Consider the following 24,732-nt stretch of genomic DNA (forward strand, 5'->3'; position numbering starts at 1 on the left):
TTGGAGCGCATGTTCACTTGCGCCCATGAAGCGGTCAAGCAGACGCGCGGACCTTGGGTACCAGCAAAGCCAGGTCCTGCCTGAGCAGCGCATAGGCGTCCTCGCGCGCCTTTGCATCGGGCTGGCGCAGCACCCAGGAGGGATGCACGGTGGCCAGCGCACGCGCGCCGTCGGCCATCACTCGCCACTGGCCGCGCTGGGCCATCAGCTGGAAGTCGCCGCCCAGGACCACGCGCGCGGCGTTCGCGCCCAGGCAGACGATCGCCTGTGGATCCAGGCGTGCGAGTTCCTGCTGCAGCCAAGGACGGCAGGCGGCCACCTGCGATGAGGTCGGGTTGCGGTGCAGGCGGCGCTTGCCGCGCTGCTCGAAGCGGAAATGCTTGACCGCATTGGTCAGGTACAGCGCGCCGCGGTCGATGCCCAGTTCGGCCAAGACGCGATCGAGCAGCTTGCCGGCCGGGCCGACGAAGGGCCGGCCGCTGAGGTCTTCTTCGTCGCCGGGCTGCTCGCCGACCAGCACGATGCGCGCATCGGGCGGGCCCTCGCCGAACACGGTGCGCGTGGCCGGCTGCCACAGTTCGCAGCGGCGGCACGCGGCGGCGGCGGCGCGCACCGCATCGAGCGAGTCGTCGGCACGCAGGACGGGTTCGGGTGCGGCCTCGGGAATGCGACGGCGCGGCGCCTCGGGCATGCGCTCGGCCATCTCGCGCACGCGCGCGCCGGCGGACTGCAGCAGCTCGGGCAGCAGCGCGGCCTCGGGCAGATGCTTCCAGTACTTCTGCGGCATCTCCGAACGCATCATGGTCGGGTTGAGCCGTGCGGGGTTGAAGATGTTGGCGTAATAGGTGCGCCACAGCGCCTCGCGCGCATCGTCGGCCGGGGCATCGGCGCGCACGCCGCCGGGGCCGAAGGCCAGGGCATCGCCGTCCCAGTGTGCGCTGCGGTAGGGGGTGAGGATCGCCCAGCGCATGCCGGCGAAGCGCCGCGCGAAGAACGGGGCGACGCGGTCGACGATGTGATGCTCGGGCTCGAACCAGGCCACGAAGGCGTTGGCCTCGCCGGGCACTTCGCGGAAGCGCACGAAGGCCTTCATCTTGTGGCTGTCGCGCCGCACCGCCTTGGCCAGCACGCCGGCGCGATGCACGTCCGCGTCGGTCGCATGCGCGAGCAGGCCGCGCTCGCCCTGCCCCATCCGCCACAGCAGGCGGTACAGCAGGCCATGCCGATGCGGATCGCGGTGGCAAAGCACGGCGCCGGCCAGCGCAAGGAAGTCGGAGGAGACCCGCGGCGCATCGCGCTGGGCCGGCAGGGTGGTCACTTCGGGCGTCGCCAGCAGGCCGCCCTGAGCGCCGCCTTCCCAATCCACCTGGTCCGGGGCCACGTTCGCGCACCAAGCCGCTCGGGCCGCTATGCGCCAGGCCTCGAGGCTCCATGCTGGCTCCACGCGTGCGCTTAACATCTCAGCCTGCCCGCCGTGCGGCGCTGCTGCCTTGAAGCAGTGCACGTATTTTGCGCGAGGGATGTCCTGCGCTCACGGCGATTTGAGCGAAGGGATCCACGCGCGGATGCATCAGCGTGGGTGCATCTCCCGCACGCGGGGTGGCGGGGCGTGCGCGTTCGGGCTTCGGAGGGGCAGCGGTCCGGCGGGCCGTGGCCGCTTTTCCCTCGATCAGGGCATCCTGCCCTGACTCGGGCGCTCGGCGTCCTGCCTCACTAGGCGCGGCCACGGCCCGCCGGCCCGCTGCCGCGCGCGTCGAGCTCTTCGACTTCGTGTTGGAGGAAGTCCTGATCCATTTGCTGTGCGGTCTCGACCGGGTCGGGCGCTGCCGGGCGCACGTCACGATGGTGTGCGGCAGCGAGTCCACCGGAGATGGCGGACCGAGCCGAGGTGCGGCGCTCCGTCGAGTCGAAGTGGATGGGCAAAGCGCGCTCACTGACCCAGCACTCCAGCGCAGGCCCTCAAAACAGCCCCATCTGCCGCGGCTTCGGCGCCAGCATGCCGCGCAGCTTCGCCGTGTCGTCCAGCGCCGCGCGCGGATGGTGGTCCAGCACCTGCACGAAGGGCAGCAGCTTCTTCATCGGCAGGCGCAGCCGGGTCAGGTCCTCCACCCGCAGCCGGCGGAAGCGCCGCGAGGCGATGATCCGCTCGACATTGCGCGTGCCCAGGCCGGGCACGCGCAGCAGCAGTTCGCGCGGTGCGGTGTTCACGTCCACCGGGAAGCGCTCGGGGTGGCGCAGCGCCCAGGCCAGCTTGGGATCGATGTCCAGGTCGAGCATGCCGCTGGCGGCGTCGGTCGGCGCGATCTCGTCCACCGAGAAGTCGTAGAAGCGCAGCAGCCAGTCGGCCTGGTACAGGCGGTGCTCGCGCTGCAGCGGCGGCGGCTGCAGCGGCAGCTTGCTGGACGCGTCTGGGATCGGGCTGAAGGCCGAGTAATACACGCGCCGCAGCCGATAGTTGCCGTAGAGGTTGGTGCTGGTCTGCAGGATGGCGCGATCGTCCGCGCCATCGGCGCCGACGATCATCTGCGTGCTCTGTCCGGCCGGGGCGAAGCGCGGCGGCTTGGCGCGCAGCTTCTTTTCCTCTCGGCGCTGCTCCTTGTTCTCCTCGATCCGCCAGCGCAGCTCGCCCATGGCGGCCCGGATACCGCCGGGCTTCTTCTCGGGCGCCAGCTGCGCCAGGCCGCCTTCGGTGGGCAGCTCGACATTGATGCTGAGCCGGTCCGCATAGCGCCCGGCCGCGGCCAGCAGCTCCGGCGCGGCGTCGGGGATGGTCTTCAGGTGGATATAGCCCGCGAACTTGTGGTCCTGGCGCAGGCTGCGCGCCACCTCGACGAGCTGCTCCATCGTGTAGTCGCTGTTGCGGATGATGCCGCTGGAGAGGAACAGCCCCTCGATGTAGTTGCGCTTGTAGAAATCCAGCGTCAGCCGCACCACCTCGTCCGGCGTGAAGCGCGCGCGGCGCACGTTGCTGGTGACGCGGTTGACGCAGTAGGCGCAGTCGAACACGCAGAAGTTGGTCAGCAGGATCTTCAGCAGCGACACGCAGCGCCCATCCGGCGTATAGGAGTGGCAGATGCCCATGCCCTCGGTGCTGCCGATGCCGCCGGTGCCCAGCGAATGGCGCTTGTCCGCGCCCGAGGAGGCGCAGGAGGCGTCGTATTTGGCCGCGTCGGCCAGGATCGCGAGTTTCTCGGTGACGTTCACACCAGGCAGCCTGCCGCAGGCGGGTCTCAATCCGTGAGACGCAAGCGGAGTGGCAACTGAACACGCCCGGCGTGCCCGCCTCGACGCATGCGGCGCACAGGACCTAGCATGCCCGCCGTCCGTTTCCCCCGAGGCGCCCGCCATGAACACGCCGCATCCCGCCCCTGCCGCCAGCCCGGAAGCCCTGTCCCAACAGGCCGAAGCCGGCGTGCGCCGCCTGGAAGCCGACCTGGGCCGGTCCTTCGACGCCAACAGCGAGCGCCTGAGCGCCAGCCTGGCGGTGCTGGCCAGCGAGCAGGGACTGAGCCGCATCGATCACGTCGTGCTGTCCGAGCGCAATACGCAGGTCGGTCAGGGCGAGCTGGTCTTCGTCGTCCAGGGCGCGCTGGGCGATCCGGCCCAGCTGCGGGCGCACATGCGCACCGAGCAGGCCGTGGCGATCCCCGCCGCGCAATCGCGCGAGCGTCTGCGCCAGCTGCACGAGCAGCATCAGCTGGCCACGCCCGTCCAGACACCCGCCGATCCGCAGCTGTCGCGCTGATCGCGCGCCCTTCGCAGGCGATCAGCCCAGCGCGACGCCCTGCACGCGCTGCAGGGCCAACTCCAGCGGCTGCGCGCGGCCCAGCAGGAAACCCTGCACCTGCTCGCAGCCGTGGCGCCGCAGCCATTCCAGTTCCTCGGGCCGCTCCACGCCCTCGGCGATCATCTCCAGCCCCAGGCTGTGGCCGAGCATCAGCAGGGACTTGCAGATGCTGGCGTTGCGCGGATCGCGGTCGACGTCGCGCACGAAGGTGCGGTCGAGCTTGATCGAGCTCAGCGGCAGGTGGCGCAGGTAGGACATCGAGGAGAAGCCGGTGCCGAAGTCGTCCAGCGAGATGCACACGCCCGCATCGCGCAGGCGCTGCATCGCCGCCATGCCCTGCTCGGGGCGGTGCATCATCACGCTCTCGGTCAGCTCCATGTGCAACGCGTGCGGCGAGATGCCGGCCAGCGCGCAGGCCTGCTCCAGTTCGGACGGCAGATCGGCCTGCAGCACCTGCAGGGTGGACACGTTGACCGCCACCGGCAGGTCGTCGCAGCCCTGGCGCTGCAGCCAGGCCTGGGCCTGGGCGGCGCGGCGCAGGATCCAGTTGCCCAGCGGCACGATCAGGCCGATGTCCTCGCACAGCGGGATGAAATCGGCCGGCGCGATCTGGGTGCCGTCGCGCTGCGGCCAGCGCACCAGCGCCTCAAGCGCGGCCACGCTGCCGTCGACGGTGCGCACGATCGGCTGGAAATGCAGGTCGAACTCGCCGTGCTCCAGCGCCGTGCGCAGGCGCGCGGCCATGCGCAGGCGTTCGCTGTAGCGCCGCGCCAGCGCGCCGTCGTAGCGGGAGATCTCGAACGCCGAGGAATCCAGCGCGTGCGCGGCCAGCGCGGCGTTGTCGATGATGTTCTCCGCGCGCAGGCCGCCGCCCTCGTCGCCGGCCAGGCCGAAGCGCGCCTCCAGGCGCTGCATCGAGCCGTCGCCGTCGCCGACCGGTTCGCGCACCGCCTCGATCGCCGCCTCGATCGCGGCCTGCAGGCGCTCGGCATGCAGCACCGCCAGCACGAAGTCCTCGTCGGGCTGGTGCGCGGCCAGGCCGAACTGCTGGGCCCACAGCTGCAGGCGCGCGGCCAGCGTGCGCAGCACGTCGTCGGCGGTCTGCCGGCCCAGCGCGTCGCGGATCGGCTGCAGCCCGCGCAGCTGCAGGTACAGCACCTGATAACCGGGATGCTGGCCCTGGTCCAGGCGGTCGCTGAGCGTCTGCACGTTGATCAGGCCGGTGGTCTGGTCGTGGCGCGCGCGGTAGGCCAGCTCCTTCTCGTACTCCAGGCGCTCGGAGATGTCCTCGGACAGCACCAGCTTGGCCTCGTGCCCGCCGAAGCGGATGTCGCTGACGTACACGCGCGCCTGCAGGGTCGAGCCGTCCTTGCGCCGATGCTGCGACACGTGCGCGTCCTCGAATCCCGCGGCCACCCCCTGCACCACGCCACTGCCGCCGGGCAGCCCGGCCGGGCAGATGTCCGACAGGTGCATGGTCAGGAATTCCTCGCGGCCGAAGCCGTACTGCAGCGTCGCCGCCCGGTTGACCTCGAGGAAGCGCCGGGTGCGCGCGTCGTGCACCCAGAACGGCAGCGGGTTGCGGTCGAAGATCAGGCGGAACTGGCGCTCGGCATCGCTCAGGCGCGACTGCGCCTCCATGCGTTCGCTGATGTCCACCAGCGTGCCGGTCATGCGCAGGTGACCGCCCGCACCGGCGACCACGCCGCCGCGCGCCACGGCCCAGCGCTCCGCGCCATCCCGGCTGACCAGGCGGAACTCGCAGGAGAACGCGCCGCGGCTGCGCCAGGCGCTGACGAAGCGGCGCGCCAGCATGCGCCGGTCGCGCACGTGCACGTGCCGGATGAAGGCCCAGAGCGAAGGCGGCTCGGCCTGGCCCAGGCCGAACATCTGGCTGACGTCGGCGCCCCAGACCACCTGGCGCCCGCCCTGCTCCATCGCCCAGGCGCCCACCTTGCCGGTGTGCTGGGCCAGGTGCAGGTGCTCGGAATTGCGCTGCAGCTGTTCGAGCATGTGGCGCTGGTCGCGGTCGGCGCGCCGCACCACCCGCAGCAGCACCGCCAGCATCGCCCAGTACAGGACGTAGAGCAGCGAGGCGATGGCGACGAAGCGATGCCAGGGCAGCAGCACCTGCTGGGTCGAGAGCCCCGCCCAGATCTGCAGGGGATAGCCGGGCAGCGCGCGCGCGGCCACCACACGGCGCAGGCCGTCCACCTCGCTGACGCGCTGGGTGACGGCGACCTGCGGCGCCAGCTCGGCAGGCTGCGGCACGGCGATGCGCGTGCCGATGCCCTCGCGCGAGGGCTTGCCGCCCAGGCTGCGCACCAGCAGCTGGTCGTTGGGGCCGACCACGCCGAGTGCGCCGTCGCGGCCGGAGTCCAGGCCGTCGATCAGGGCCTGCAGTGCGCGGGTATCCAGCCGCGCCAGCAACCAGCGCGGTCCGCCCTCGCCCTGGACGTTCATCGGCAGGGCCAGCGGCAGCACCGGGCGGCCGTCTTCCAGCCACTGCAGCGGCCCCAGCTGCAGGCGGTCCGAGGGGGCTGCGGTCGCACTGGCCTTCCATTGCGGGAAGCTGGGATCGCCGTGGCCGGGCGTTAGCGCGCGGCCCTGCGCATCGACCATGACAACGCTTTCCAGCTCGTGATGCCGCGAGGCCACACCTTCAATGAGTTGCCCGATCAGCCCGGGCGCACGGTCCGGCGTCGAGGCCAGCAACGCGGTGGCGTCGGCGGCGATGCCGCGCATGGCGCGCTCGAGGTTGCGCAGCTCCAGGCCGATCGCGCGTTCGACGCCGACGACCAGGGCCTGGCTCTGGCGCTCGGCGGCCTGCAGGCGGTTCTGGCGATCGCTGATCACCCACCAGCCCAGCCCGATCCCCAGCGCCGCGCCCAGCAGCAGGCCAAACCCGAGCACCGTGCGGGTCTGCACGACCGACTTGACCGGCGATGGGCCTGGAACCGAACGATCCATGTGCACCCGCTGTTGGACGGAGGTCCTGCCACCCCGGGACGGTCATGGGGCCAGCCGCGCCCCCCGAACCCGCGCGGCGACTCGCCCGAAGCATACGCTGCGGCTCCGCCCGCCGACAGCCCGCGCCACAGGACCGGCTCAGGGCCCCGCAGGCCAGCGCCGCATGTCCGCCACGGGCACGTCCATGCGCACGCAGGCATGGGCGCAGGCGCCGTCCGGCAGGGCGATGCGGAACAGCGGTGCCATGCCGCGCAGGCTGGCGGCAGCCGCCGCCGACTGTGCGTGCCGGGCGGTGTCGAATTCGAGCAGCGTCCGTGCCCAATCCGGCAGCAGCGCCGCGCCCGCGCCGAGGAACACCGCCCGCGACAGCCCGGCCACCGGCACCGGCAGGCGGACCTGTGCCAGCACGTCCATCACCTCGCGCGAGCGCCCATCGAAGCGCAGCTGCGGCCGCATCGCCGCGAAGTAGGCCTCCACCTGCGCCTGCGAGGCCGGCACCTCGCGGGCGCCCAGCGCCTGCGCCACGCGCCGGCCCTCGTCGAAGTAGCGATCCGCCACCTCCGGCGGCACCGGCCGGCAGTAACGCCGATAGCCCTGCAGGAAGCCGTGCGCCTCGGTGACGTGGACCCAGGTCAACAGGTCGGGATCGTCGGCGGCGTAGGGCGTGCCGTCGGCCAGCGTGCCGCGCACGTGCGCATGGATCCCCCGCACCCGGGCGATCAGCCGCTGCGCCTCGGCGGTCGAGGCATAGCTGGTACCGGCTACGAAGGCCGTGGTGCGGCGCAGGCGGCCGACCAGGTCCTGGCGGAAGTTGGAATGCTCGTAGACCCCGGCCAGCGCGCGCGGGTGCAGCGCCTGCAGCATCAGCGCGGCCAGGCCGCCGGCCAGCATGCCGGGGAAATCGCCATGGATGCGCCAAGTCACGCTGTCCGGGCCGAACAGCCCCGGATCGCCGTGCGGCAGGTCGTAGTCGATCCCCGACTGGCCGCGCGGGAAGGCGCCAAGCACCCAGCGTCGCACCGGCGCGGCGGCGGGGGCGATGAGCGTGCGGAGCAGCGACATGCGCCCATCCTACCGACCACCCAGCGCGACCTTCGTGGAGGCGCAAACGAAGAAGGCGCCCCGCGGGCGCCTTCCTCCAGGCCCACTACCGGGCTGGCTTCAGCGCGTGATGCGCTGCCAGACCTCGGCGTAGATCGCCCGCGCCTCTTCCAGGCTCAGGCCGCGCGAACGCACCGCCTGAGAGTTGGCATAGAGCGCCGAACCGGTGTCCTGGTCGGTATGCGGATGATTGAGATAGACATCGTAGGCGCTGGACAGCGCCGGCCAGTACAGCTCGAAGGAGCGGTGCTGCGAGGCGCGCGGCATGTTGACGTAGTGCTGGCGCCAGTAATCGCGTTCCCGGTCGATATCGATCAGGACGGCGCGTCCGTGTTCTGCTTGCTGGGGGTGCATGCGACGTGTCCTTGGCTCGGAAGAATGGCCTCGAACAACAGGGTTGCAGCCCACTTGTAAGTGTTAGGTCGAAGTGACGATGAAATTCTCGTTAAACCGCGAGAACACCATTGCAGGCGTCACAGTTCAGAATTGAGATGATTCATAAAATCGCATTTTGACGCTCGTGAGGCGTAACGCGGGTTTCTCAACGCTTGGCTCAGGCGTGCGCGGGCATCGGATACTGCAGGCGCGTGGTCGCCCGCTGGATGCGATCCATCACCCGGCCGAAGATCCGCCCCGCCAGGCTGGGCTCCAGGCCATGGTCGATCGCCTCGGGCGAGTTGGCGAACAGCACGGCGCCGACCTCCCGCCCCGCGTTGGGATGGTGCAGGTAGACGTGATAGGCCCGGATCAGCAGCGGCCAGCACGCCTCGAAGCCCAGTCCGGCCTGCCGGCACGGCAGCTCGCTGTAATGGCGTTTCCAGAAGTCGCGCTCTCGATCGATGTTGACGATGATGCACGCCGCGTCGTCGCGGCGGCCCGGTTCGCTGGCCATGGGGGGCATCCGTGGGGGTGGAGGCGGGTTCGACTTTCGGATGGCCCGGCTTAGGCATGCGTGAAGAATGTCGCAACGCAACATTCACGGCGCTGGCTGCCCGGTTCATCTTCTACCTTCGTCTCACGGAAACTTCGCAGCGCACCGGCCTATGCTGCGCACAAAGGTGGCGGCGCCGGGCCGGCCACCTGTTCAAGGCGAGGATCGAACCATGAGCCAACTCTTCAAGGGCCTGAACCTGCTGCTGGCGGACAACGAGCTGCACCGCAAGCCGCTGGAGGAACAGGCCGCGCACTGGCTGAGCAAGACCGACCGCGGCATCGAACACGAGATCCATCTGCTGGACATCGCCAAGGGCCAGTGGCTGGCCGGTTCGGTGATCGTGTGGCTGGGCGCGTCGCTGACCGCGCTGGCGATCATCGCCGACAACCTGTGGGAACACAGCTACAACCCCAGCTTTCCCAAGATCATCCTGGTGCTGCTGATCTGGGTCGCGATGCTGTTCGTGCTCTGGCTGATCGCGCAGGTCTTCGACCAGAAGGCGGGTCTGTCGCGCTGGGTCAACGCGTTCTCCAGCCGCGAGCCGGTGAGCAACGAAAGCGATTCGGTCGAGCAGGTGCAGGAGGCGCTGGAACTGGCGCGCACCTATCCCGAGGTGCTGGCCTACAAGCAGCGCGTGATCGCGCGCCGACCGCTGCGCCACGAGGACATCCGCATCATGCGCGAGATGGGTCGCCAGCACCGCCACGCCGACCTGGCGCGCGAGCTGGTGGCGCTCGGCAACGACTGAAGTGCGTCACAGGTGCCCGGCGACAAGCCGGGCATCTTGCTTGCGGCGGCCCGTTGCGCGATGGCGCATGGCACGGACACGCCAGGCGAACGCCAACGGCCATACCGCGACGGCGCCCTGCCGCACCCGATGCGGTCACCTCCTTCTGACATCCGCGCGTGACAGCATGGGCCATGCTGTCCTGCATCCTGCCCGCCCACGACGAAGCCGCGCTACTGCCGGGCACGCTGGCCTGCCTGCAGCGCGCGATCGCCGCGTGCGGTGTGGCGGCGGAGATCGTGGTGGTCGACGACGGTTCCACCGATGCGACCGCCGCGCTGGCGCTGGCGGCCGGCGTGCGCGTGCTGTCGATCCAGGCGCGCCACATCGCCGCGGCACGCAATGCCGGCGCGGCCGCCGCTCGCGGCGATCGGCTGTGCTTCATCGATGCCGACACGCACGTCGACGCCGAGGCGCTGCGCGCGGCGCTGGCGGCGCTCGATGGCGGCGCCGTCGGCGGGGGCGCGCGGGTGCGCCTGCAGCGCCCCGTGGCCTGGCATGCGCGTCTGGGCGAAGCGGTCTTCGGCACGCTGCTGCGCTGGGCGCGGATCGCGCCGGGCTGCTTCCTGTTCTGCACGCGCGCGGCCTTCGAGGCCAGCGGCGGCTTCGACCTGCGTTTGTTCGCCGGTGAGGACGTGGCCATGAGCCGCGCGCTGGCCCGGCAGGGCCGCTTCGTGCTGCTGCGCCAGACGGTGTGGACCTCGGCGCGCAAGCTGCAGACCTTCAGCGCGTGGGAACACCTGCGCCTGGCGCTGGCCCTGGCGCGCCATGGCCGCGGGCTCCTGCACAGCCGCGACCGGCTGGCGTTCTGGTACGGCCCGCGACGGCGCGACTAGCGCGCGTGGCTGCCACGTGTCGGTGCGTGGCAGCGGCCGACATGAAGCGCGCAGACGCCGGTTTTAAGGATCGCGCGCCGGCGTCCGACTGCGCGGCGCAAGGCGTTCGCCGCGTCGGCTCCCTCTGCGCAATGGCACGTGCCGCCATCGCGGCCGTTCGCGAATCTGCACGAATTGGCCACGGCTAATCGGAAGCGTGCGCGAGGTCCGGCGTACGAGCGAACCGAGCGGTTAGAGTTCGCTCCGGGGAATGAACACGGTACATGGAGCGCACGGGGCGATGGGGCGGGCGAGGATCATCGTCGCGGCGACGGGACTGGCGCTGTTGGGCATCGCCGTGCCGATCATCGCCACCCTGGCGATGTCCTGGCATCTGGCCGTGCGCAACGAACAGCAGCGCCTGGACCAGTTCGCCGCGCTGGCGCTGGAGCGCGCACAGAGCACGATGGACGAGGCGACACAGGTGCTGCACACCATGCAGCGCAGCCGCCTGGTGCCATGTTCGGATGCGCATATCGCGCAGATGCGGCGCGCGGCGATGGACTCGGCCGCGGTCAAGGAAGTCGGCTTCTTCCAGGGCGGTCTGCTGCGCTGCACGTCGTGGGGGCCGACCAAGGTGCGCGTGCCCGACGACCTGCCCGCCGATGCGGTCGGCCCGGACGGGCTGCGCCTGTACGCGCGCGTGCTGCCGCAGATCAGCGGCGGGCGGCAGATGCTGGTCCTGCATCAGCACAACTACAACGTCCTGATCGACCCGGCGCGCTTCTCCGATCTGGTGCTGGAGCCGGATATCGGCCTGCTGGTGCGCAATGCCCAGGGCGTGGTGCTGAGCGAGCGCAACCTCAGCGATGAGGCGCTGTCGCGCGCCATGCGCCAGCGCCGCGACAACGGAAGCGACGCGGCGCATCTGTTCTCGGTGAAGCGGCGCGATGGCTGGATGGTGGTGGTCAGCGCGCCCATGGCGCGCGCCGCCGCCGGGCTGCCGCGCCAGCAGGGCATGCTGCTGCCGATCGGCCTGCTCATCGCCGCGGTGGCGGTGGCGATGGTGATCCTGGGCTTCAAGCGCAGGCTCTCGCCCACCGGCGCCCTGACCCGCGCGGTGCAGCGGCAGGAGTTCGTCGCGCACTACCAGCCGATCGTGCGGCTGGCGGACGCGGCCATCGTCGGCGCCGAGGCGCTGGTGCGCTGGCGCCGGCCCGACGGCACCCTGGTGCGTCCGGACCAGTTCATCCCGCTGGCCGAGCAGACCGGGCTGATCGACGCGATCACCGACCAGGTGCTGGCCGCGATCGTGTGCGACCTCGGGCCACTGCTGGCGGCCCACCCGTGTCTGCACGTGAGCCTCAACCTCAGCGCCGCGGACATGCGCAGCGGCCGGCTGCTGGCGGTGCTGGCGCAGGCGCTGGAAGGCAGCGGCATCGCCCCGCGGCAGCTCTGGCTGGAAGCCACCGAGCGCGGCTTCGTGGACATCGCCGCGGCCCGCCGCACCATCGAGCAGGCGCGCCTGGCGGGCCACCGCGTGGCGATCGACGACTTCGGCACCGGCTACTCCAGCCTGCAATACCTGCAAGGGCTGCCGCTGGACGCGCTGAAGATCGACAAGACCTTCATCGATGCCATCGGCACCGGCGCGGCCACCTCGGCGGTGACCGGGCACATCATCGACATGGCCCGCGAGCTGGGCCTGGACTGCGTGGCCGAGGGCATCGAGACGACCGCGCAGGCCGACTTCCTGCGCGCGCAGGGCGTGGGCTACGGCCAGGGCTGGCTGTTCGGCAAGGCGGTGCCGGCGGTGACCTTCATCGAGCTGTACCTGACCCAGCAGGCGGCGCGCGCGGCCGCCGCGGCGCGGGAGAACGAGGCGGGGCACTGAGCGGCTTCAGAACTCCTCGGCGTCGCCGAGCAGGTAGTGCAGCTGGCGCTCGGGATTTTCCAGGAACGCGCGGGTGACGAGGTAATGCTCGGTCTCACGATAGTGGACGCGCTGCAGGCCCTGCGGACCGATCTGCACGATCTGCGCATCCGGATAGGCCATCAGGATCGGCGAATGCGTGGCGATGATGAACTGCGCGTTGCGCCGGACCAGCGCATGGATGCGGGCCAGCAAGGCCATCTGCCGGGTGGGCGAGAGCGCGGCCTCCGGCTCGTCCAGTACATAGAGCCCGTTGCCCCTGAAGCGATGCTCGACCAGCGACATGAAGGACTCGCCATGGGACTGGGCATGCAGCGACTCCCCGCCGTATGCCCTGACGACGTCATCACCCAGCGTGTCGATGTTGCTGGCGACGTTGTAGAAGCTCTCGGCGCGCAGGAAGAAGCCGTCCCTGGCCCGCCTCCCGCTGCGCCCCAGGCGCAGGTAGTCGTGCAACGCCGAATGCGAGGCGAGCGTGCTGAAGTTGAAATTCCTGCTGCCGCCCTCGGCGTTGAAGCCCCACGCCACCGCGATCGCCTCCAGCAGCGTGGACTTGCCGCTGCCGTTCTCGCCGACGAGGAAGGTCACCGCGGGGTGGAAGACCAGGCGTTCCTCGGCCAGGCCGCGGATGCCGGGCAGGCTGAAGGGATACCGGTCCATCGGCGGATCCTTCTCGCGCTTGAGCGCGACATCCAGCAGATAGTGCGTGGCATCCCAGGAGGGCATGGGCGATCCTTCGAGGCGGAGACTCCGCCTGCAAGCATGACCCGATCGCCTGCGCGAACGCACGCGCCGCGATCAGCCGGCCTTGCCACACCCCGACAGCTGCTTGTCGGCGTACCACAGCGCGCGGCGCGACAGGTCGTAAGCCGCGTCGATGGCCTGCGGCAGCTGGTACTGGGCGCGGGCCGGGTCGGCGCCGTGGGCCAGCGCGTTCTCGCTGCGTTCCAGCGCCTGCAGGTTGCTGCGCACGTCGGCCAGCCACTTGTCCTTGCGCGGGTCGTGACACATCAGCGCGCGGCCCTGCAGGGCGTCGAGCTGGGCGCGGATGGCCTTGGTCGCCTCGCCGGTGGGCTGCGGCGCCTTCTCGAACGCGATCGGCGCGGCCTTGTAGGCATCGCCGGTGGCCTCGCTGCCGAGGTCGTCGCGGTTCTGCGCCAGGGCAGGATTGAAGCGCGTGTCCGGCGGCGGCCGGGCGGTGGGCGAGCTGCGCCCGCTCTTGAACATGTCGGCGATGGCGCGGTTAACCTTCTGCGCGGCGATGTCGCCCAGCGTGCCCTTGGACACCCAGTCCTTCTCGAACCGCGTTTCGTTGTACTGCACCGGGTTGGGGCGCTCCATCAGCGCCTTGGTCTTGGCCGCGTCGCGCGCGTTGGCCAGGCCCGGCGGGCTGCCCTGCGGCGGGCCCGGCTCGGCGGCGACGCCGGGGGGCAGCTTGGCCCGCCCGTCGCGGTCGTACACCGCGCGGGCGACCTCGCCCTGATCGGCGGGCGCGGTGACACGAGGCGTAGCCAGTGGCGGCGGAATGGTGGCCGGCGGGCGCTGGTGGGCGGCGACCGGCGGCGGTGGGCGTGAAGGCGCGGCCGGCGTCGCCTCAGCGGCGGCGCGCGGCGGCGCGGCGACCGGTGCGGCCAGGCGTGCGGGCGCGGCCGCCTGCGGCGGGGCGATGAACTCCAGCCGCAGCCGCTGCTCCTGGCTGCGCGCCGGGGCCAGTCGCGCCATCGGCGCCTGCAGCAGGACCAGGGCGATGAGGGCCATGATCGCCAGGCTCAGGAGCGCCGCGGGGACGCGCAGGCGCGACTCGTCCCATTCCATGTGTGCTACTGCCGCCAAGTGTCCCCGCCATTGCGCAAATCAAGCGCGGCATTGTGCGCAAGCGTCCGCACCGAATTGATGGCATTGCGTTACGCACCTTCACGGCATGCGCCCGGCATTCAGCAAGGCCATGGCGCTGTGATGTTGCGGTGCCGCTCGCCAGGTCCGTCGGGCCCTGCCAGCATCGCCGCATGAGAACGGTTACAGCGAGTGCGATCATGGGGATGCGCGGGCAGACGGGCACGGCGCTGCGCCGGGGCGTGCTGATGGGCTGGCTGTGCATCGCCCTGCCGGCGATGGCCGCCGACGGACTGCCGCCGCGCAGCCAGTGGAAGGCCAGCAGCTCGGCCACCGAGGCACCGGCCCTGGCCTCGGCGCATGCCTTCGATGGCGACCCGGCCACGCGCTGGGGCGGGCCGTTCTCGCCCGGCCACTGGCTGCAGGTGGACCTGGGCGCGGCCGCCAACCTCGGCGGGGTGCGCATCCAGTGGGACATCAGCCACGCCAACGCCTATCAGCTGCAGGGCTCGGACGATGGCCAGGCCTGGCGCACGATCTACGCCACCACCGACAGCCCGGGCCGCACCGAGTACGCGCTGTTCCCGGCGGTGCGCACGCGCTATCTGCGCCTGGCCGCGCCGGCGCGCACGGCGGACTGGGGCGTGGGCATCTTCGAATTCCAGCCGCTCACCGTGGCGCAGGCGCCGCGCATCGCCGGCCTGGCCGGCACGGGCGACCCGGCGGCCCTGTGGAGCCGCGGCCCGGCCCGCGCGCTGGGCCGTCAGCAGGGCGGCTACGGGCTGGAGGTGCGCTTCCCGCAGCCGCAGGACGTGGCCGGGCTGCAGGTCGACTGGGGCACGACCCCGGCCAGCGTGGCGCTTGAGGGCCGCGATGCCTCGGGCCGCTGGACGCCGCTGGCGCAGGAGCCGCACGCCTTCGGCGCGTCCTCCTACCTGGCCGGCGATGCGCCGCGCACGGTCAGCGCGCTGCGCCTGCTCGCCCGTGCCGGCACCGCGCCCAGCGTGACCCGTGTGCGCGTGCTCGGCCCCAAGGCGGTGATGACGCCGATGAAGCGCTACCAGCTGGCCGCCACCGGGCCGGAGGCGGCGCTGTTCCCGTCCTCGCTGCAGATGAAGCAGGTGTACTGGACGGTGGTGGGGGTGCCGGCCGGGCGGCAGAAGGCGGTGTTCGACGAGTACGGCAACCTGGAGGCGTTCAAGGGCGCGCCGCTGGTGCAGCCGGTCTGGCGCGACGCCGGCGGCAAGGCGGCCGCGGCCACGGTGGACACGCCGATCCGGCACGCCCTGCGCGAGGGCTGGATGCCGATGCCGCAGGTGCAGTGGACCGCCCAGCCAGGCCTGGAGCTCACCAGCCAGGCCATCGCCCTGGAACACGACGGCGCGCCGGTGGTGCTGGTGCGCCATCGCCTGCGCAATACCGGCGCCACCGCGGTGGACGGCACGCTCTCGCTGCTGACCCGGCCGCTGCAGGTCAGCCCGCCCTGGCAGAACGGCGGCCTGTCGCCGATCCGCGATATCGCCGTCGAGACCGCCCGGGGCGGCGCCGGCGTGCGCGTCAACGGACGGCTGCTGTTCCAGAGCGCGAGCGCGCCCGACCTGCACGGCGTGGCCGCGTTCGGCGCGCATGGCGAAGACGAGATCACCCGTTTCGCCGCGGCCGGCACCGCGCCGCAGGCGCAGCAGGCCAGCGACCCGCAGGGCCTGGCCGCCGGCCTGCTCGGCTGGCGCGTGCACCTGGCGCCGGGCGCGCAGCGCGACATCGTGCTGGCCTTCGCGCTGGGCGACGAGGTGATCGACGCCAAGGCGGTCGAGGCCGCGCACTGGCCGGCCGCGCCGGCGCTGGACGTGCAAGACCTGCTGGGCGACGGCGATGCCGGCGCCCGCTTCGACGCCCTGGCCGATGCGCAGGCGGCGCAGTGGCAGCAGCGGCTGGGCCGGATCGGCCTGTCCCTGCCCGATCCGTCGCTGGTGGACATGCTGCGCGCGCAGGCCGCATACATGCTGCTCAACCAGAGCGGCCCGGCGATGCAGCCGGGCCCGCGCAACTACAACCGCTCCTTTATCCGCGATGGCTCGGCCACCGCCGCGGTGCTGCTGCGCATGGGCATGGCCGACACCGCGCGCGACTACCTGCACTGGTACAGCACCCACGCGGTGCACGACAACGGCCTGGTCTCGCCGATCCTCAACGACGACGGCAGCGTCAACACCGGCTTCGGCTCGGACCTGGAGTACGACGCCCAGGGCCAGTACCTGTGGCTGGTGGCCGAGGTCGCGCGCCTGGACGGCGGCGCGCAGACCGTGCGCGCGTACCAGCCGCAGGTGAAGCGCGCGCTGCAGTTCCTGCAGGCGCTGCGCGAGCGCACGCTGGTGCCGGGCTATCAGGCCGATCGTCCGGCGCCGGAGCGCTTCGCCGGCATCCTCGCGCCGTCGATCAGCCACGAGGGCTATTCGGTGCCCACGCACAGCTACTGGGACGACTACTGGGCGCTGCGCGGCTGGCACGACGGCGCCTGGCTGGCCGAGCAATGGGGCGACACCGCCACGGCGCAGTGGGCGCGCGCGCAGTACACGCTGCTGCGCGATGCGCTGGCCGCCTCGATCCGCGCCACCATGCGCTGGAAGGGCATCGACACGATTCCCGCCGATGCCGACCAGGGCGGCTCCGACCCGACCAGCGTGTCGATCGCGCTCGATCCCACCGGCGCGCAGGATGTGCTGCCGGCCGACGCGCTGGAACGCACCTTCGATGCCTACCTGGAGCAGGTGCGTCAGCGCGACGCACCCGATGCGCTCTACGCCTACACCCCTTACGAGATGCGCAACGTGCTGACCTTCGTCCACCTGGACCGGCCGGCCGATGCGCAGTTCATGCTCGAGCACGTGGTGCGCGACCGCCGGCCGACGGCCTGGCAGGAGCTGGCCGAAGTCGTGTACTCGGACAAGCGCCACGCCATCTATCTGGGCGACATGCCGCACACCTGGATCGGCGCCGAGTACGCGCGCAGCGTGTTCGGCATGCTGATGTTCGAAGGCGACCGCGCGCTGTCGCTGCTGCCCGGCACGCCGCCGTCCTGGGTGGCCGGCCCCGGCCTGAAGGTCGACGGCCTGCCCACCGCCTACGGCACGCTGGCCATGCAGGCCCGGCAGGAGGGCCAGCGGCTGACGATCACGCTGGGCAAGGGGCTCAGGGCCGACAGCGCGCTCAAGGTCTACTGGCCCAACCGCCAGCGGCCGCGCAGCGTCACCGTCGATGGCCAGGCCGTGCGCGACTTCGATGCGCAGGGCGTCGCGCTGAAGCGACCGTTCTCCACCCTGGTAGCGCAATGGTGAGGCCGGCGCCGGCGGCCCCTCCACCGGCGCTCCTGTCCGAGGCTCAGTCCGGGCGGAAGGCCATCGTCGCCTGCACGGCCTTCTTCCAGCCGCCGTAGCGGCGCTCGCGATCGGCCGCCGCCATGGTCGGCTCGAAGCGCGCGTCGATCGCCCACTGGTTGGCGATCTCCTCGCGGCTGGACCAGAAGCCGGTCGCCAGTCCGGCCAGGTAGGCCGCGCCGAGCGCGGTGGTTTCGGACACCTTGGGACGGACCACCGCCGTGTCGAGGATGTCGGCCTGGAACTGGGCCAGAAAGTCGTTGGTGATCGCGCCGCCGTCGGCGCGCAGTTCCTTCAGTTCCAGCTTGGCATCGGCCTGCATGGCCTCGAGCACGTCGCGGGTCTGATAGGCCATCGACTCCAGCGTGGCGCGGATGAAATGCTCCTTGCTGGTGCCTCGGGTCAGGCCGAAGAACGCGCCGCGGACCTCGCTGTCCCAGTAGGGCGCGGCCAGGCCGACGAAGGCCGGCACCATGTAGACCCCGTCGGTGTCCGGCACGCGCTCGGCGTAGGCCTGCGTGTCGCGGGCCTTGCCGAACATGCGCAGGCCGTCGCGCAGCCACTGCACCGCCGAACCGGCGACGAAGATGCTGCCCTCCAGCGCGTATTCCACCTTGCCGTCGATGCCCCAGGCGATGGTGGTGAGCAGGCCGTTGCTGGACTGGACCGCCTTCTCGCCGGTGTTCATCAGCACGAAGCAACCGGTGCCGTAGGTGTTCTTGGCCATGCCCGGCGTGTAGCAGGCCTGGCCGAACAGCGCCGCCTGCTGGTCGCCGGCGATGCCGGCGATCGGCACCTTGTGTCCGAAGAAATGCCGGCCGGCGGTATGGGTATAGACCTCGCTGGACGAACACACCCTGGGCAGCATCGAGCGGGGCACGCCGAGGATGTCCAGCAGCTCCTCGTCCCAGCGCAGCGCATGGATGTCGTACATCAGCGTGCGCCCGGCGTTGGTCTGGTCGGTGACGTGGGCGTGGTCCTCGGAGAGGTTCCAGATCAACCAGCTGTCGATGGTGCCGAACAGCAGGTCGCCGGCCTGCGCCTTCTCGCGCACGCCCTCGACGTTGTCCAGGATCCACTTGAGCTTGGTGCCGGCGAAGTACGGGTCGATCAGCAGGCCGGATCTGGCGCGGAACAGCGCATCGTGGCCCGCCTCGCGCAGCTCCTTGCACACGCTCTGCGACTGGCGCGACTGCCAGACGATGGCGTTGTACACGGCCTGGCCGGTGTGCTTGTCCCACACCACGGTGGTTTCGCGCTGATTGGTGATGCCGATGGCCGCCACCTGCGATGCGTCGACGTTGGCCTGGGTCAGCACGTCGGTCATCGTGGTCAGCACGGTGGAGAGGATCTCGCGCGGGTTGTGCTCGACCCAGCCCGGCTGCGGGAAGATCTGGGTGAACTCGCGCTGGGCGATGCCTTTGACCGCGCCGCTGCGGTCGAACAGCATGGCGCGCGAACTGGTGGTGCCCTGGTCGATCGCCAGCACGTATTGCTTGTCCATCGGGTGACTCCCTGCGGGTTGTAAGAGCCGGCGCGGCGCGCGCGGCGGAAAACGGTGACGCGTGGCCGGTCCTTCAGACCTTACGGCTTCTGCGCGGCGCGCTGGCGCGCCGGCAGGAACGGATAGATCAGCCACTGATAGGCGGCGGCGCCGACCACGCCGCCGATCAACGGGCCGACGATGGGCACCCACCAGTAGTTGTGCGGCGCGGGGAAGGCCGAGCGCCCCCAGCCGGCGAAGAACGCAAACACGCGCGGGCCGAAATCGCGTGCGGGGTTGATCGCCCAGGCCTCCAGATAGCCCATCGACGCGCCGATGGTCGCCACCAGCAGGCCGATGATCAGCGCGCCGGAGTTGGCGCCCGGCGCCATCTCGTTGTACTGCTCGGTGATGGCGAAGATGCCGAAGATCAGGAACGCGGTGAGGATGGCCTGGTCGGTCAGCGCATGGAGCGGTGTGACCGCGAGCCCCGGCGCGGTGAAGAACACCCCGGCCGCGCCGCCGGCTTCGCGCGTGAGCTGCTTGACCTCGTTGTAGTGATCGATCACCGGCGCGTACAGCGCATAGACGATGGCCGCGCCGACCATGCCGCCGATCACCTGCGCGCCCCAGTAAGGCAGCACCTTCTTCCACGAGAACCCGCGGAACAGCGCCAGCGCCAGCGTCACCGCCGGATTGGCGTGGGTGCCCGAGACCGAACCGGTGGCATAGATGGCGATGGTGACGCCCAGCCCCCAGGCGATGCAGACGCCCCAGTAGCCGCCGGCATAGGGATTGGGATCGTAGAGGGTGTACATCGCCGCGACCGAATCGCCAAAGGCGATGATGATCGTCATCGCCACCGCCTCCGAGATCAGCTCGCCGAGAAACTGCCGACTCATCGCCGGCCTCCTGTCGGGCCAGCGGCGATGGTGCGGGACTTGGTGGACATGTCAGCAACCTCCCAGTGATGACGTGCAGCCGCGCGACGCGGCCAAGGATGTCGGATGGATCAGGCGCGCGTGGCCATCGTCGCGGCGGGTGCGCGCAGCACCTCGGCCAGGCGGCGCTGCTGGGCCGGCGTCAGGCGCAGGCCCAGCTTGCTGCGGCGCCAGAGCAAGTCTTCGGCATCGACGACCCATTCGTGGTGCCGCAGGTAGTCGACCTCGGCCCGATAGAGATCGGCGCCGAAGTGCTCGCCCAGGTCGGCCAGCGTCGTCGCCTCGCCCAGGATGCGCTCGGTGCGCGAACCGTAGTTGCGCACCAGCCGCCAGGCCAGTTCCTTGGGCAGCCAGGGCCGCGCCGTGCGCAGCAGCGCCAGGGCCTGATCGAAGGGCAGCATGTCCCCGCCCGGCAGCGGCGCCCCGTCCGCGGTCCAGGGCTGCGGCTTGCGGCCCAGCTGCGACTCGAGCTTGTCCACGGCCTGCTCGGCCAGCTTGCGATAGGTGGTGAGCTTGCCGCCGAACACGCTCAGCAGCGGCGGCCCGTCCGCATCGACTTCCAGCCGATAGTCGCGGGTAACCTCGGAGGCGTTGTCCTCCTCGTCCTCCAGCAGCGGGCGCACGCCGCTGTAGGTCCACACCACATCGCCGGGGCCGATGGCCTTGCGGAAGTAGCGGTTGGCCGCCGCGCACAGGTAGTCGACCTCGTCCGCGTCGATACGCGGATGCCCAGGATCGGCCTTGTACTCCATGTCGGTGGTGCCGATCAGGGTGAAGTCGCGCTCGTAGGGAATGGCGAAGACGATACGGCGGTCGGGTTGCTGGAAGATGTAGGCATGGTCATGCGCGAACATGCGCGGCACCACGATGTGGCTGCCCTTGACCAGACGCAGCGCATAGTCGTGCTGCAGATGCGCGACCTGGTCCAGGAACTGCACCGCCCAGGGACCGGCCGCATTGACCAGCGCCCGGGCCTCGACCTTGATGCGCTGGCCCTGCGCGGTCTCCAGTTCGGCCAGCCAATGCGCGCCGTCGCGGCGTGCGCTGACGCAGCGGGTCCGGGTGTGGACGGAGGCGCCGCGCTCGGCCGCGTCCATCGCATTGAGCACCACCAGCCTGGCGTCCTGCACCCAGCCATCGGAATAGGCGAAGCCAGTGGTGAATTCCTCCTTCAGCGGCACGCCCACCGGCGAGCGGCGCAGGTCGACCCGGCGCGAGCCTTCCAGCGTGCGCTTCCCGCCCAGGCGGTCGTAGAGGAACATGCCGATGCGGATCATCCAGGCCGGCCGCAGGTGCGGCTGGTGCGGAAGCAGGAAGCGCAGCGGCCAGGCGATGTGCGGTGCCAGGCGCAGCAGCACCTCGCGCTCGGCCAGCGCCTTGCCGACCAGGCGGAACTCGTACTGCTCCAGATAGCGCAGGCCGCCGTGGATCAGCTTGGTGCTGGCGCTGGAGGTATGCGCGGCCAGATCGTCGGCCTCGCACAGGCACACGCTCAGCCCGCGGCCGATCGCGTCGCGGGCGATGCCCACTCCGTTGATCCCGCCGCCCACCACCAGCACATCGACGCGTTCGACCATCTCACCGCTCCTCGACCGGGCCGCCGCCCGCGCGACGACGGCCGCATGGCGCCGTTCGCGTCTGGACAAAGACGGACAACAACGATCTTAAACGAACATTTACGAACATTTCGTGAGCGCGGCATGTCCCATTGGGGCTCGCGGGGTTAGACGATGGTCGAAGGCGCCGCCGATCTGGCGTTCGTTTCAGCACTGCCGACGGCGCGCCAGCAGGCCGCCTGGTCGGGGCAGCCTCTGGTGACAATGCATCTCCGGCGAGCCGCCTCCTGCCCATGGTGGCGCCGGCCTGGCTTGCACCCGGCCTGGGGCCAGCGCCAGATACCCCGAACCCGCCGTCAGTCGCCGACGACGTGGACCCGGGTCTTGCCCGCGGCCAGCACCTCGGCCAGGACGTCCGGCGGCGCGCGGTCGGTGAACCAGTCGTCCACCAGCGCGATCGGCCCCAGCCGGCACAGCGCGTTGCGGCCGATCTTGCTGGCGTCGGCGGCCAGCAGCACCTGTCGCGAATGCTCGACGATGGCCTGGGCCACGCGCACCTCCTGGAAGTCGAAGTCCAGCAGTGTGCCGTCCAGCTCGATGCCGGAGATGCCGATGATCCCGAAGTCCACGGTGAACTGGCGCACCAGATCGATGGTCGGCTGGCCGGTCACGCCCTGGTCGCGCGCGCGCACCATGCCGCCGGCCACGATCACCTCGAAGCTGGGATTGGTGCTCATCAGCACCGCCACGTTGAGGTTGTTGGTGATCACCCGCAGCCCCTGCTTGTGCATCAGCGCCGCGGCCACGTCCTCGTTGGTGGTGCCCAGGTTGATGAACAGCGAGGAATGGTCGGGAACATGCGTGGCCACCTCCCGGGCGATGCGACGCTTCTGCTCGGCCTGCAGGGACTTGCGCGTGGCGTAGGCGGTGTTCTCCACGCTGGAGGGCAGGCTCACCCCGCCGTGGTAGCGGCGCAGCAGGCCGGCCTCGCACAGCAGCATCAGGTCGCGGCGGATGGTCTGCTGGGTCACGTCGAACTGCGTGGCCAGCCCGTCCACCTCGGCATAGCCGAGCTGGCGCACCAGCGCCACCAGTTGCTCCTGGCGCCGGTTGAGGACCGGATGTTCCATGCGTACCGCCTGTGCCTGCGAGGTGCCCGCATGATCGTCGATGCGGCGCGCAATGCAACACCGCAGCGCGCAAGGCCTGCATCCCGCACGCGCCTGCGACGCAAGAACAACACACTGCGTCCGCGCGATCGCGCTGCCCGACGCGGGCGACTCCACTAGGCTGAGCGCCTGCGTAGAGGATCCCCGATGAGCGACGCCACACCAGGCCTCAACATGATCCGGACCGGCCCGCGCGGCGGCGTGCCGCTGCTGTTCCTGCATGCGCTCGGCCTGGATCTTTCGGTATGGGAACAGCAGATCCACGCCTTCGCACGCGACCGCGATGTGATCGCGATCGACCTGCCCGGCCACGGACGCTCGCCGCACGGGCAGGAAGCGCCGAGCTTCGCCGGCTTCGCCGGGGCGCTGGTCGCGCTGCTCGGCGCGCTGCGCACCGGCCCGGTCGATGTCGTCGGCATCTCGGTCGGCGGCATGATCGCGCAGACCCTGGCGGTGACCTGGCCGACGCAGGTGCGCTCGCTCACGCTTGTCGCCACCTCCTGCACCTTCTCCGATGCGGTCAGGGATCTTCTGCGGCAGCGCGCGGAAACCGTGCGCGCGATCGGCATGGAAGGCATCGCGCCGCTGCACCTCGCGCGCTGGTTCCCGGCGGAGTTCCTCGCGGCGCGCCCCGAAATCGGCGACCGGCTGGGCAAACTGCTGTTGCGCAACGACCCGGCCTTTCACGCCCAGCTCTGGGACATGGTCGCCGGCCTGTCGCTGGAGGAGGCGATTGCCTCCCTGCCCCATCCGACCCTGGTCGTCGCCGGCGCGGACGATGCCAGTGCGCCGCCGGCGGCCGGTCAGCTGATCGTTGACCGGATCGCGCACGCGCGGCTGGCGGTCGTGCCTGCGTGCGGGCACTTTCCGCCGCTGGAGCATCCCGACGCGTTCAACACCTTGCTGCGCGACTTTCTCGCCCAGCGGTAGGCGCACCAGGCACCCGCGGGCTTGATGCGCCTACTTGGGCAGGCGCCACCAGGCCGAACCCGCGGTCGGCTGCCGCAGGTCGACGCGCTCGCCGATCACCGGCGTGGACAGCGCGACGCCGCGCTCGGCGGCCAAGGCGCTGATGCGCTCGAACGGCTCGAACCATGGATGCAGGGCCAGGTCGAAGGTGCCGTTGTGGATCGGCAGCATCCAGCGCCCCTGCAGGTCCAGATGCGCCTGCAGGGACTCCTCGGGCCGCATGTGCACGTGCGGCCACTGGCGATCGTAGGCGCCGGTCTCCACCAGGGTCAGGTCGAACGGCCCGAAGCGCTCACCGATCTGTCTGAAGCCATCGAAGTAACCGCTGTCGCCGCTGAAGAACACGCGCAGCCCATCGTCGATCAGCACCCACGAGCACCACAGCGTGGCATTGCCGTCGCGCAGCCCGCGCCCGGAGAAATGCTGGGCGGGCGTGGCGACCAGGCGCAACCCGCCGATGACGGTGGACTGCCACCAGTCCAGCTGTTGCACCTTGGCCGCCGGCACGCCCCAGCGCACCAGCGTGTCGCCCACGCCCAGCGGCGCGACGAAGTGCTCGGCCGAGGCGGCCAGCGCGCGCACGGCCGCCTTGTCCAGATGGTCGTAGTGGTTGTGCGAGAGGATCACGCCCTTCAGCGGCGGCAGATCCTTCAGCGCGATCGGCGGCGCATGGAAGCGCTTGGGCCCCATCCACGGCAGCGGCGAGGCGCGCTGGGCGAAGACCGGGTCGGTGATCCAGAACTGCCCGCGCAGCTTGAGCAGCACGGTCGAATGGCCGAGCCGGTACAGGCTGAAATCCGGCGCGGCCAGCAGTTCGGCACGGGTCAGCGGACGTACTGGAATCGGGCGGTCCGGCACGCTGGTGCGCGGCTTGTCGAACAGCACGCTGCGGAACAGCCGCAGCGATTCCAGCAGCCCGGTGCGCGGGATCGCGATCGCGTTGCGGAAGCGCCCTGCGCTGGACTGCAGCGACGCAGCGCGGGATCCGGGTTCGTTGGAGTCGGCCATGGCAGCACCATGGGGACAACCACCTCGCCTGACAAGCCCAGGCGCTGTCGATCCTGCGTGCGACGCGGCGCG

General features: G+C 70.9%; 19 protein-coding genes. 6 read left to right on the forward strand and 13 right to left on the reverse strand.

Annotated features, from left to right (window positions below; all coding sequences use genetic code 11):
• Positions 1–34: 34 nt before the first annotated feature.
• A complete protein-coding gene (locus tag WFQ05_RS04510) occupies positions 35–1,459 on the reverse strand; it encodes a UdgX family uracil-DNA binding protein (RefSeq protein ID WP_337052857.1) in 1,425 nt (474 codons plus the stop codon).
• Positions 1,460–1,959: 500 nt separating this feature from the next.
• Positions 1,960–3,204, reverse strand: coding sequence for a putative DNA modification/repair radical SAM protein (locus WFQ05_RS04515; protein WP_130523828.1), 1,245 nt, complete (start codon positions 3,202–3,204; stop codon positions 1,960–1,962).
• Between the two features lie 142 nt (positions 3,205–3,346).
• Here WFQ05_RS04515 and WFQ05_RS04520 point away from each other — a divergent pair, with 142 nt between their 5' ends.
• Complete coding sequence (locus WFQ05_RS04520) at positions 3,347–3,745, forward strand: XVIPCD domain-containing protein (RefSeq protein ID WP_337052858.1); 399 nt, start codon at positions 3,347–3,349, stop codon at positions 3,743–3,745.
• Between the two features lie 21 nt (positions 3,746–3,766).
• Here WFQ05_RS04520 and WFQ05_RS04525 read toward each other — a convergent pair whose 3' ends face one another.
• From WFQ05_RS04525 to WFQ05_RS04540, 4 genes are all read right to left on the reverse strand, one after another.
• The gene (locus WFQ05_RS04525; protein WP_337052859.1) at positions 3,767–6,757 is read right to left on the reverse strand and encodes an EAL domain-containing protein; all 2,991 of its coding nucleotides are present in this window, start codon (positions 6,755–6,757) and stop codon (positions 3,767–3,769) included.
• A gap of 138 nt (positions 6,758–6,895) precedes the next feature.
• Positions 6,896–7,819, reverse strand: a complete 924-nt coding sequence (locus tag WFQ05_RS04530; protein WP_337052860.1) for an oxygenase MpaB family protein — start codon at positions 7,817–7,819, stop codon at positions 6,896–6,898.
• Between the two features lie 99 nt (positions 7,820–7,918).
• Positions 7,919–8,212: a hypothetical protein gene (locus WFQ05_RS04535; protein WP_130515017.1), complete on the reverse strand. Its 294-nt coding sequence runs from the start codon at positions 8,210–8,212 to the stop codon at positions 7,919–7,921.
• 199 nt (positions 8,213–8,411) lie between these two features.
• Complete coding sequence (locus WFQ05_RS04540) at positions 8,412–8,750, reverse strand: hypothetical protein (RefSeq protein WP_337052861.1); 339 nt, start codon at positions 8,748–8,750, stop codon at positions 8,412–8,414.
• Positions 8,751–8,961: 211 nt separating this feature from the next.
• Here WFQ05_RS04540 and WFQ05_RS04545 point away from each other — a divergent pair, with 211 nt between their 5' ends.
• The 3 genes from WFQ05_RS04545 to WFQ05_RS04555 all read left to right on the forward strand — a co-directional run bounded on the left by WFQ05_RS04545 (position 8,962) and on the right by WFQ05_RS04555 (position 12,288).
• Positions 8,962–9,540: a hypothetical protein gene (locus tag WFQ05_RS04545; protein ID WP_130515013.1), complete on the forward strand. Its 579-nt coding sequence runs from the start codon at positions 8,962–8,964 to the stop codon at positions 9,538–9,540.
• Positions 9,541–9,713: 173 nt separating this feature from the next.
• Positions 9,714–10,415 carry a glycosyltransferase gene (locus tag WFQ05_RS04550; RefSeq protein ID WP_337052864.1) on the forward strand — a complete coding sequence of 234 codons (702 nt, stop codon included), beginning with the start codon at positions 9,714–9,716 and terminating at the stop codon, positions 10,413–10,415.
• Positions 10,416–10,695: 280 nt separating this feature from the next.
• On the forward strand, positions 10,696–12,288 hold the full coding sequence (locus WFQ05_RS04555) for an EAL domain-containing protein (protein ID WP_337052866.1): 1,593 nt from the start codon (positions 10,696–10,698) through the stop codon (positions 12,286–12,288).
• A 6-nt stretch (positions 12,289–12,294) separates the two neighbouring features.
• Here WFQ05_RS04555 and WFQ05_RS04560 read toward each other — a convergent pair whose 3' ends face one another.
• Positions 12,295–13,053, reverse strand: a complete 759-nt coding sequence (locus WFQ05_RS04560) for an AAA family ATPase (protein ID WP_337052867.1) — start codon at positions 13,051–13,053, stop codon at positions 12,295–12,297.
• A gap of 72 nt (positions 13,054–13,125) precedes the next feature.
• Positions 13,126–14,142, reverse strand: a complete 1,017-nt coding sequence (locus WFQ05_RS04565; RefSeq protein WP_337052868.1) for a hypothetical protein — start codon at positions 14,140–14,142, stop codon at positions 13,126–13,128.
• Between the two features lie 224 nt (positions 14,143–14,366).
• On the opposite strand from WFQ05_RS04565, the gene WFQ05_RS04570 reads away from it, so the two are divergent.
• Positions 14,367–17,495, forward strand: coding sequence for a discoidin domain-containing protein (locus WFQ05_RS04570; protein ID WP_337052869.1), 3,129 nt, complete (start codon positions 14,367–14,369; stop codon positions 17,493–17,495).
• Positions 17,496–17,538: 43 nt separating this feature from the next.
• Here the strand turns inward: WFQ05_RS04570 and glpK are convergent, their stop codons facing one another.
• The 4 genes from glpK to WFQ05_RS04590 form a co-directional block, all read right to left on the reverse strand.
• The gene (glpK, locus tag WFQ05_RS04575; protein WP_130523836.1) at positions 17,539–19,038 is read right to left on the reverse strand and encodes a glycerol kinase GlpK; all 1,500 of its coding nucleotides are present in this window, start codon (positions 19,036–19,038) and stop codon (positions 17,539–17,541) included.
• Between the two features lie 80 nt (positions 19,039–19,118).
• Positions 19,119–19,919, reverse strand: coding sequence for an MIP/aquaporin family protein (locus tag WFQ05_RS04580; protein ID WP_337052870.1), 801 nt, complete (start codon positions 19,917–19,919; stop codon positions 19,119–19,121).
• Between the two features lie 110 nt (positions 19,920–20,029).
• Complete coding sequence (gene glpD, locus WFQ05_RS04585; protein WP_337052872.1) at positions 20,030–21,535, reverse strand: glycerol-3-phosphate dehydrogenase; 1,506 nt, start codon at positions 21,533–21,535, stop codon at positions 20,030–20,032.
• Positions 21,536–21,870: 335 nt separating this feature from the next.
• Entirely contained in the window at positions 21,871–22,644 is a 774-nt protein-coding gene (locus WFQ05_RS04590; RefSeq protein ID WP_130515000.1) for a DeoR family transcriptional regulator, read from the reverse strand.
• Positions 22,645–22,830: 186 nt separating this feature from the next.
• Between WFQ05_RS04590 and WFQ05_RS04595 the strand changes: the two genes are divergently transcribed.
• Complete coding sequence (locus tag WFQ05_RS04595; protein ID WP_337052874.1) at positions 22,831–23,613, forward strand: alpha/beta fold hydrolase; 783 nt, start codon at positions 22,831–22,833, stop codon at positions 23,611–23,613.
• Positions 23,614–23,643: 30 nt separating this feature from the next.
• Here the strand turns inward: WFQ05_RS04595 and WFQ05_RS04600 are convergent, their stop codons facing one another.
• Complete coding sequence (locus tag WFQ05_RS04600) at positions 23,644–24,660, reverse strand: MBL fold metallo-hydrolase (RefSeq protein WP_337052875.1); 1,017 nt, start codon at positions 24,658–24,660, stop codon at positions 23,644–23,646.
• Positions 24,661–24,732: the final 72 nt, after the last annotated feature.

It is taken from the genome of Pseudoxanthomonas sp. USHLN014 (assembly GCF_037153335.1).
Lineage (GTDB): Bacteria > Pseudomonadota > Gammaproteobacteria > Xanthomonadales > Xanthomonadaceae > Pseudoxanthomonas_A > Pseudoxanthomonas_A winnipegensis.

Coding starts and splice junctions, on each gene's coding strand:
- WFQ05_RS04535 (WP_130515017.1), bottom strand. CDS start 8,212: ATGCACCCCCAGCAAGCAGAACACGGACGCGCCGTCCTGATCGATATC.
- glpD (WP_337052872.1), bottom strand. CDS start 21,535: ATGGTCGAACGCGTCGATGTGCTGGTGGTGGGCGGCGGGATCAACGGA.
- WFQ05_RS04540 (WP_337052861.1), bottom strand. CDS start 8,750: ATGGCCAGCGAACCGGGCCGCCGCGACGACGCGGCGTGCATCATCGTC.
- WFQ05_RS04590 (WP_130515000.1), bottom strand. CDS start 22,644: ATGGAACATCCGGTCCTCAACCGGCGCCAGGAGCAACTGGTGGCGCTG.
- WFQ05_RS04550 (WP_337052864.1), top strand. CDS start 9,714: ATGCTGTCCTGCATCCTGCCCGCCCACGACGAAGCCGCGCTACTGCCG.
- WFQ05_RS04560 (WP_337052867.1), bottom strand. CDS start 13,053: ATGCCCTCCTGGGATGCCACGCACTATCTGCTGGATGTCGCGCTCAAG.
- WFQ05_RS04580 (WP_337052870.1), bottom strand. CDS start 19,919: ATGAGTCGGCAGTTTCTCGGCGAGCTGATCTCGGAGGCGGTGGCGATG.
- WFQ05_RS04520 (WP_337052858.1), top strand. CDS start 3,347: ATGAACACGCCGCATCCCGCCCCTGCCGCCAGCCCGGAAGCCCTGTCC.
- WFQ05_RS04545 (WP_130515013.1), top strand. CDS start 8,962: ATGAGCCAACTCTTCAAGGGCCTGAACCTGCTGCTGGCGGACAACGAG.
- WFQ05_RS04525 (WP_337052859.1), bottom strand. CDS start 6,757: ATGGATCGTTCGGTTCCAGGCCCATCGCCGGTCAAGTCGGTCGTGCAG.
- glpK (WP_130523836.1), bottom strand. CDS start 19,038: ATGGACAAGCAATACGTGCTGGCGATCGACCAGGGCACCACCAGTTCG.
- WFQ05_RS04570 (WP_337052869.1), top strand. CDS start 14,367: ATGCGCGGGCAGACGGGCACGGCGCTGCGCCGGGGCGTGCTGATGGGC.
- WFQ05_RS04600 (WP_337052875.1), bottom strand. CDS start 24,660: ATGGCCGACTCCAACGAACCCGGATCCCGCGCTGCGTCGCTGCAGTCC.
- WFQ05_RS04530 (WP_337052860.1), bottom strand. CDS start 7,819: ATGTCGCTGCTCCGCACGCTCATCGCCCCCGCCGCCGCGCCGGTGCGA.
- WFQ05_RS04555 (WP_337052866.1), top strand. CDS start 10,696: ATGGGGCGGGCGAGGATCATCGTCGCGGCGACGGGACTGGCGCTGTTG.
- WFQ05_RS04565 (WP_337052868.1), bottom strand. CDS start 14,142: ATGGAATGGGACGAGTCGCGCCTGCGCGTCCCCGCGGCGCTCCTGAGC.
- WFQ05_RS04595 (WP_337052874.1), top strand. CDS start 22,831: ATGAGCGACGCCACACCAGGCCTCAACATGATCCGGACCGGCCCGCGC.
- WFQ05_RS04510 (WP_337052857.1), bottom strand. CDS start 1,459: ATGTTAAGCGCACGCGTGGAGCCAGCATGGAGCCTCGAGGCCTGGCGC.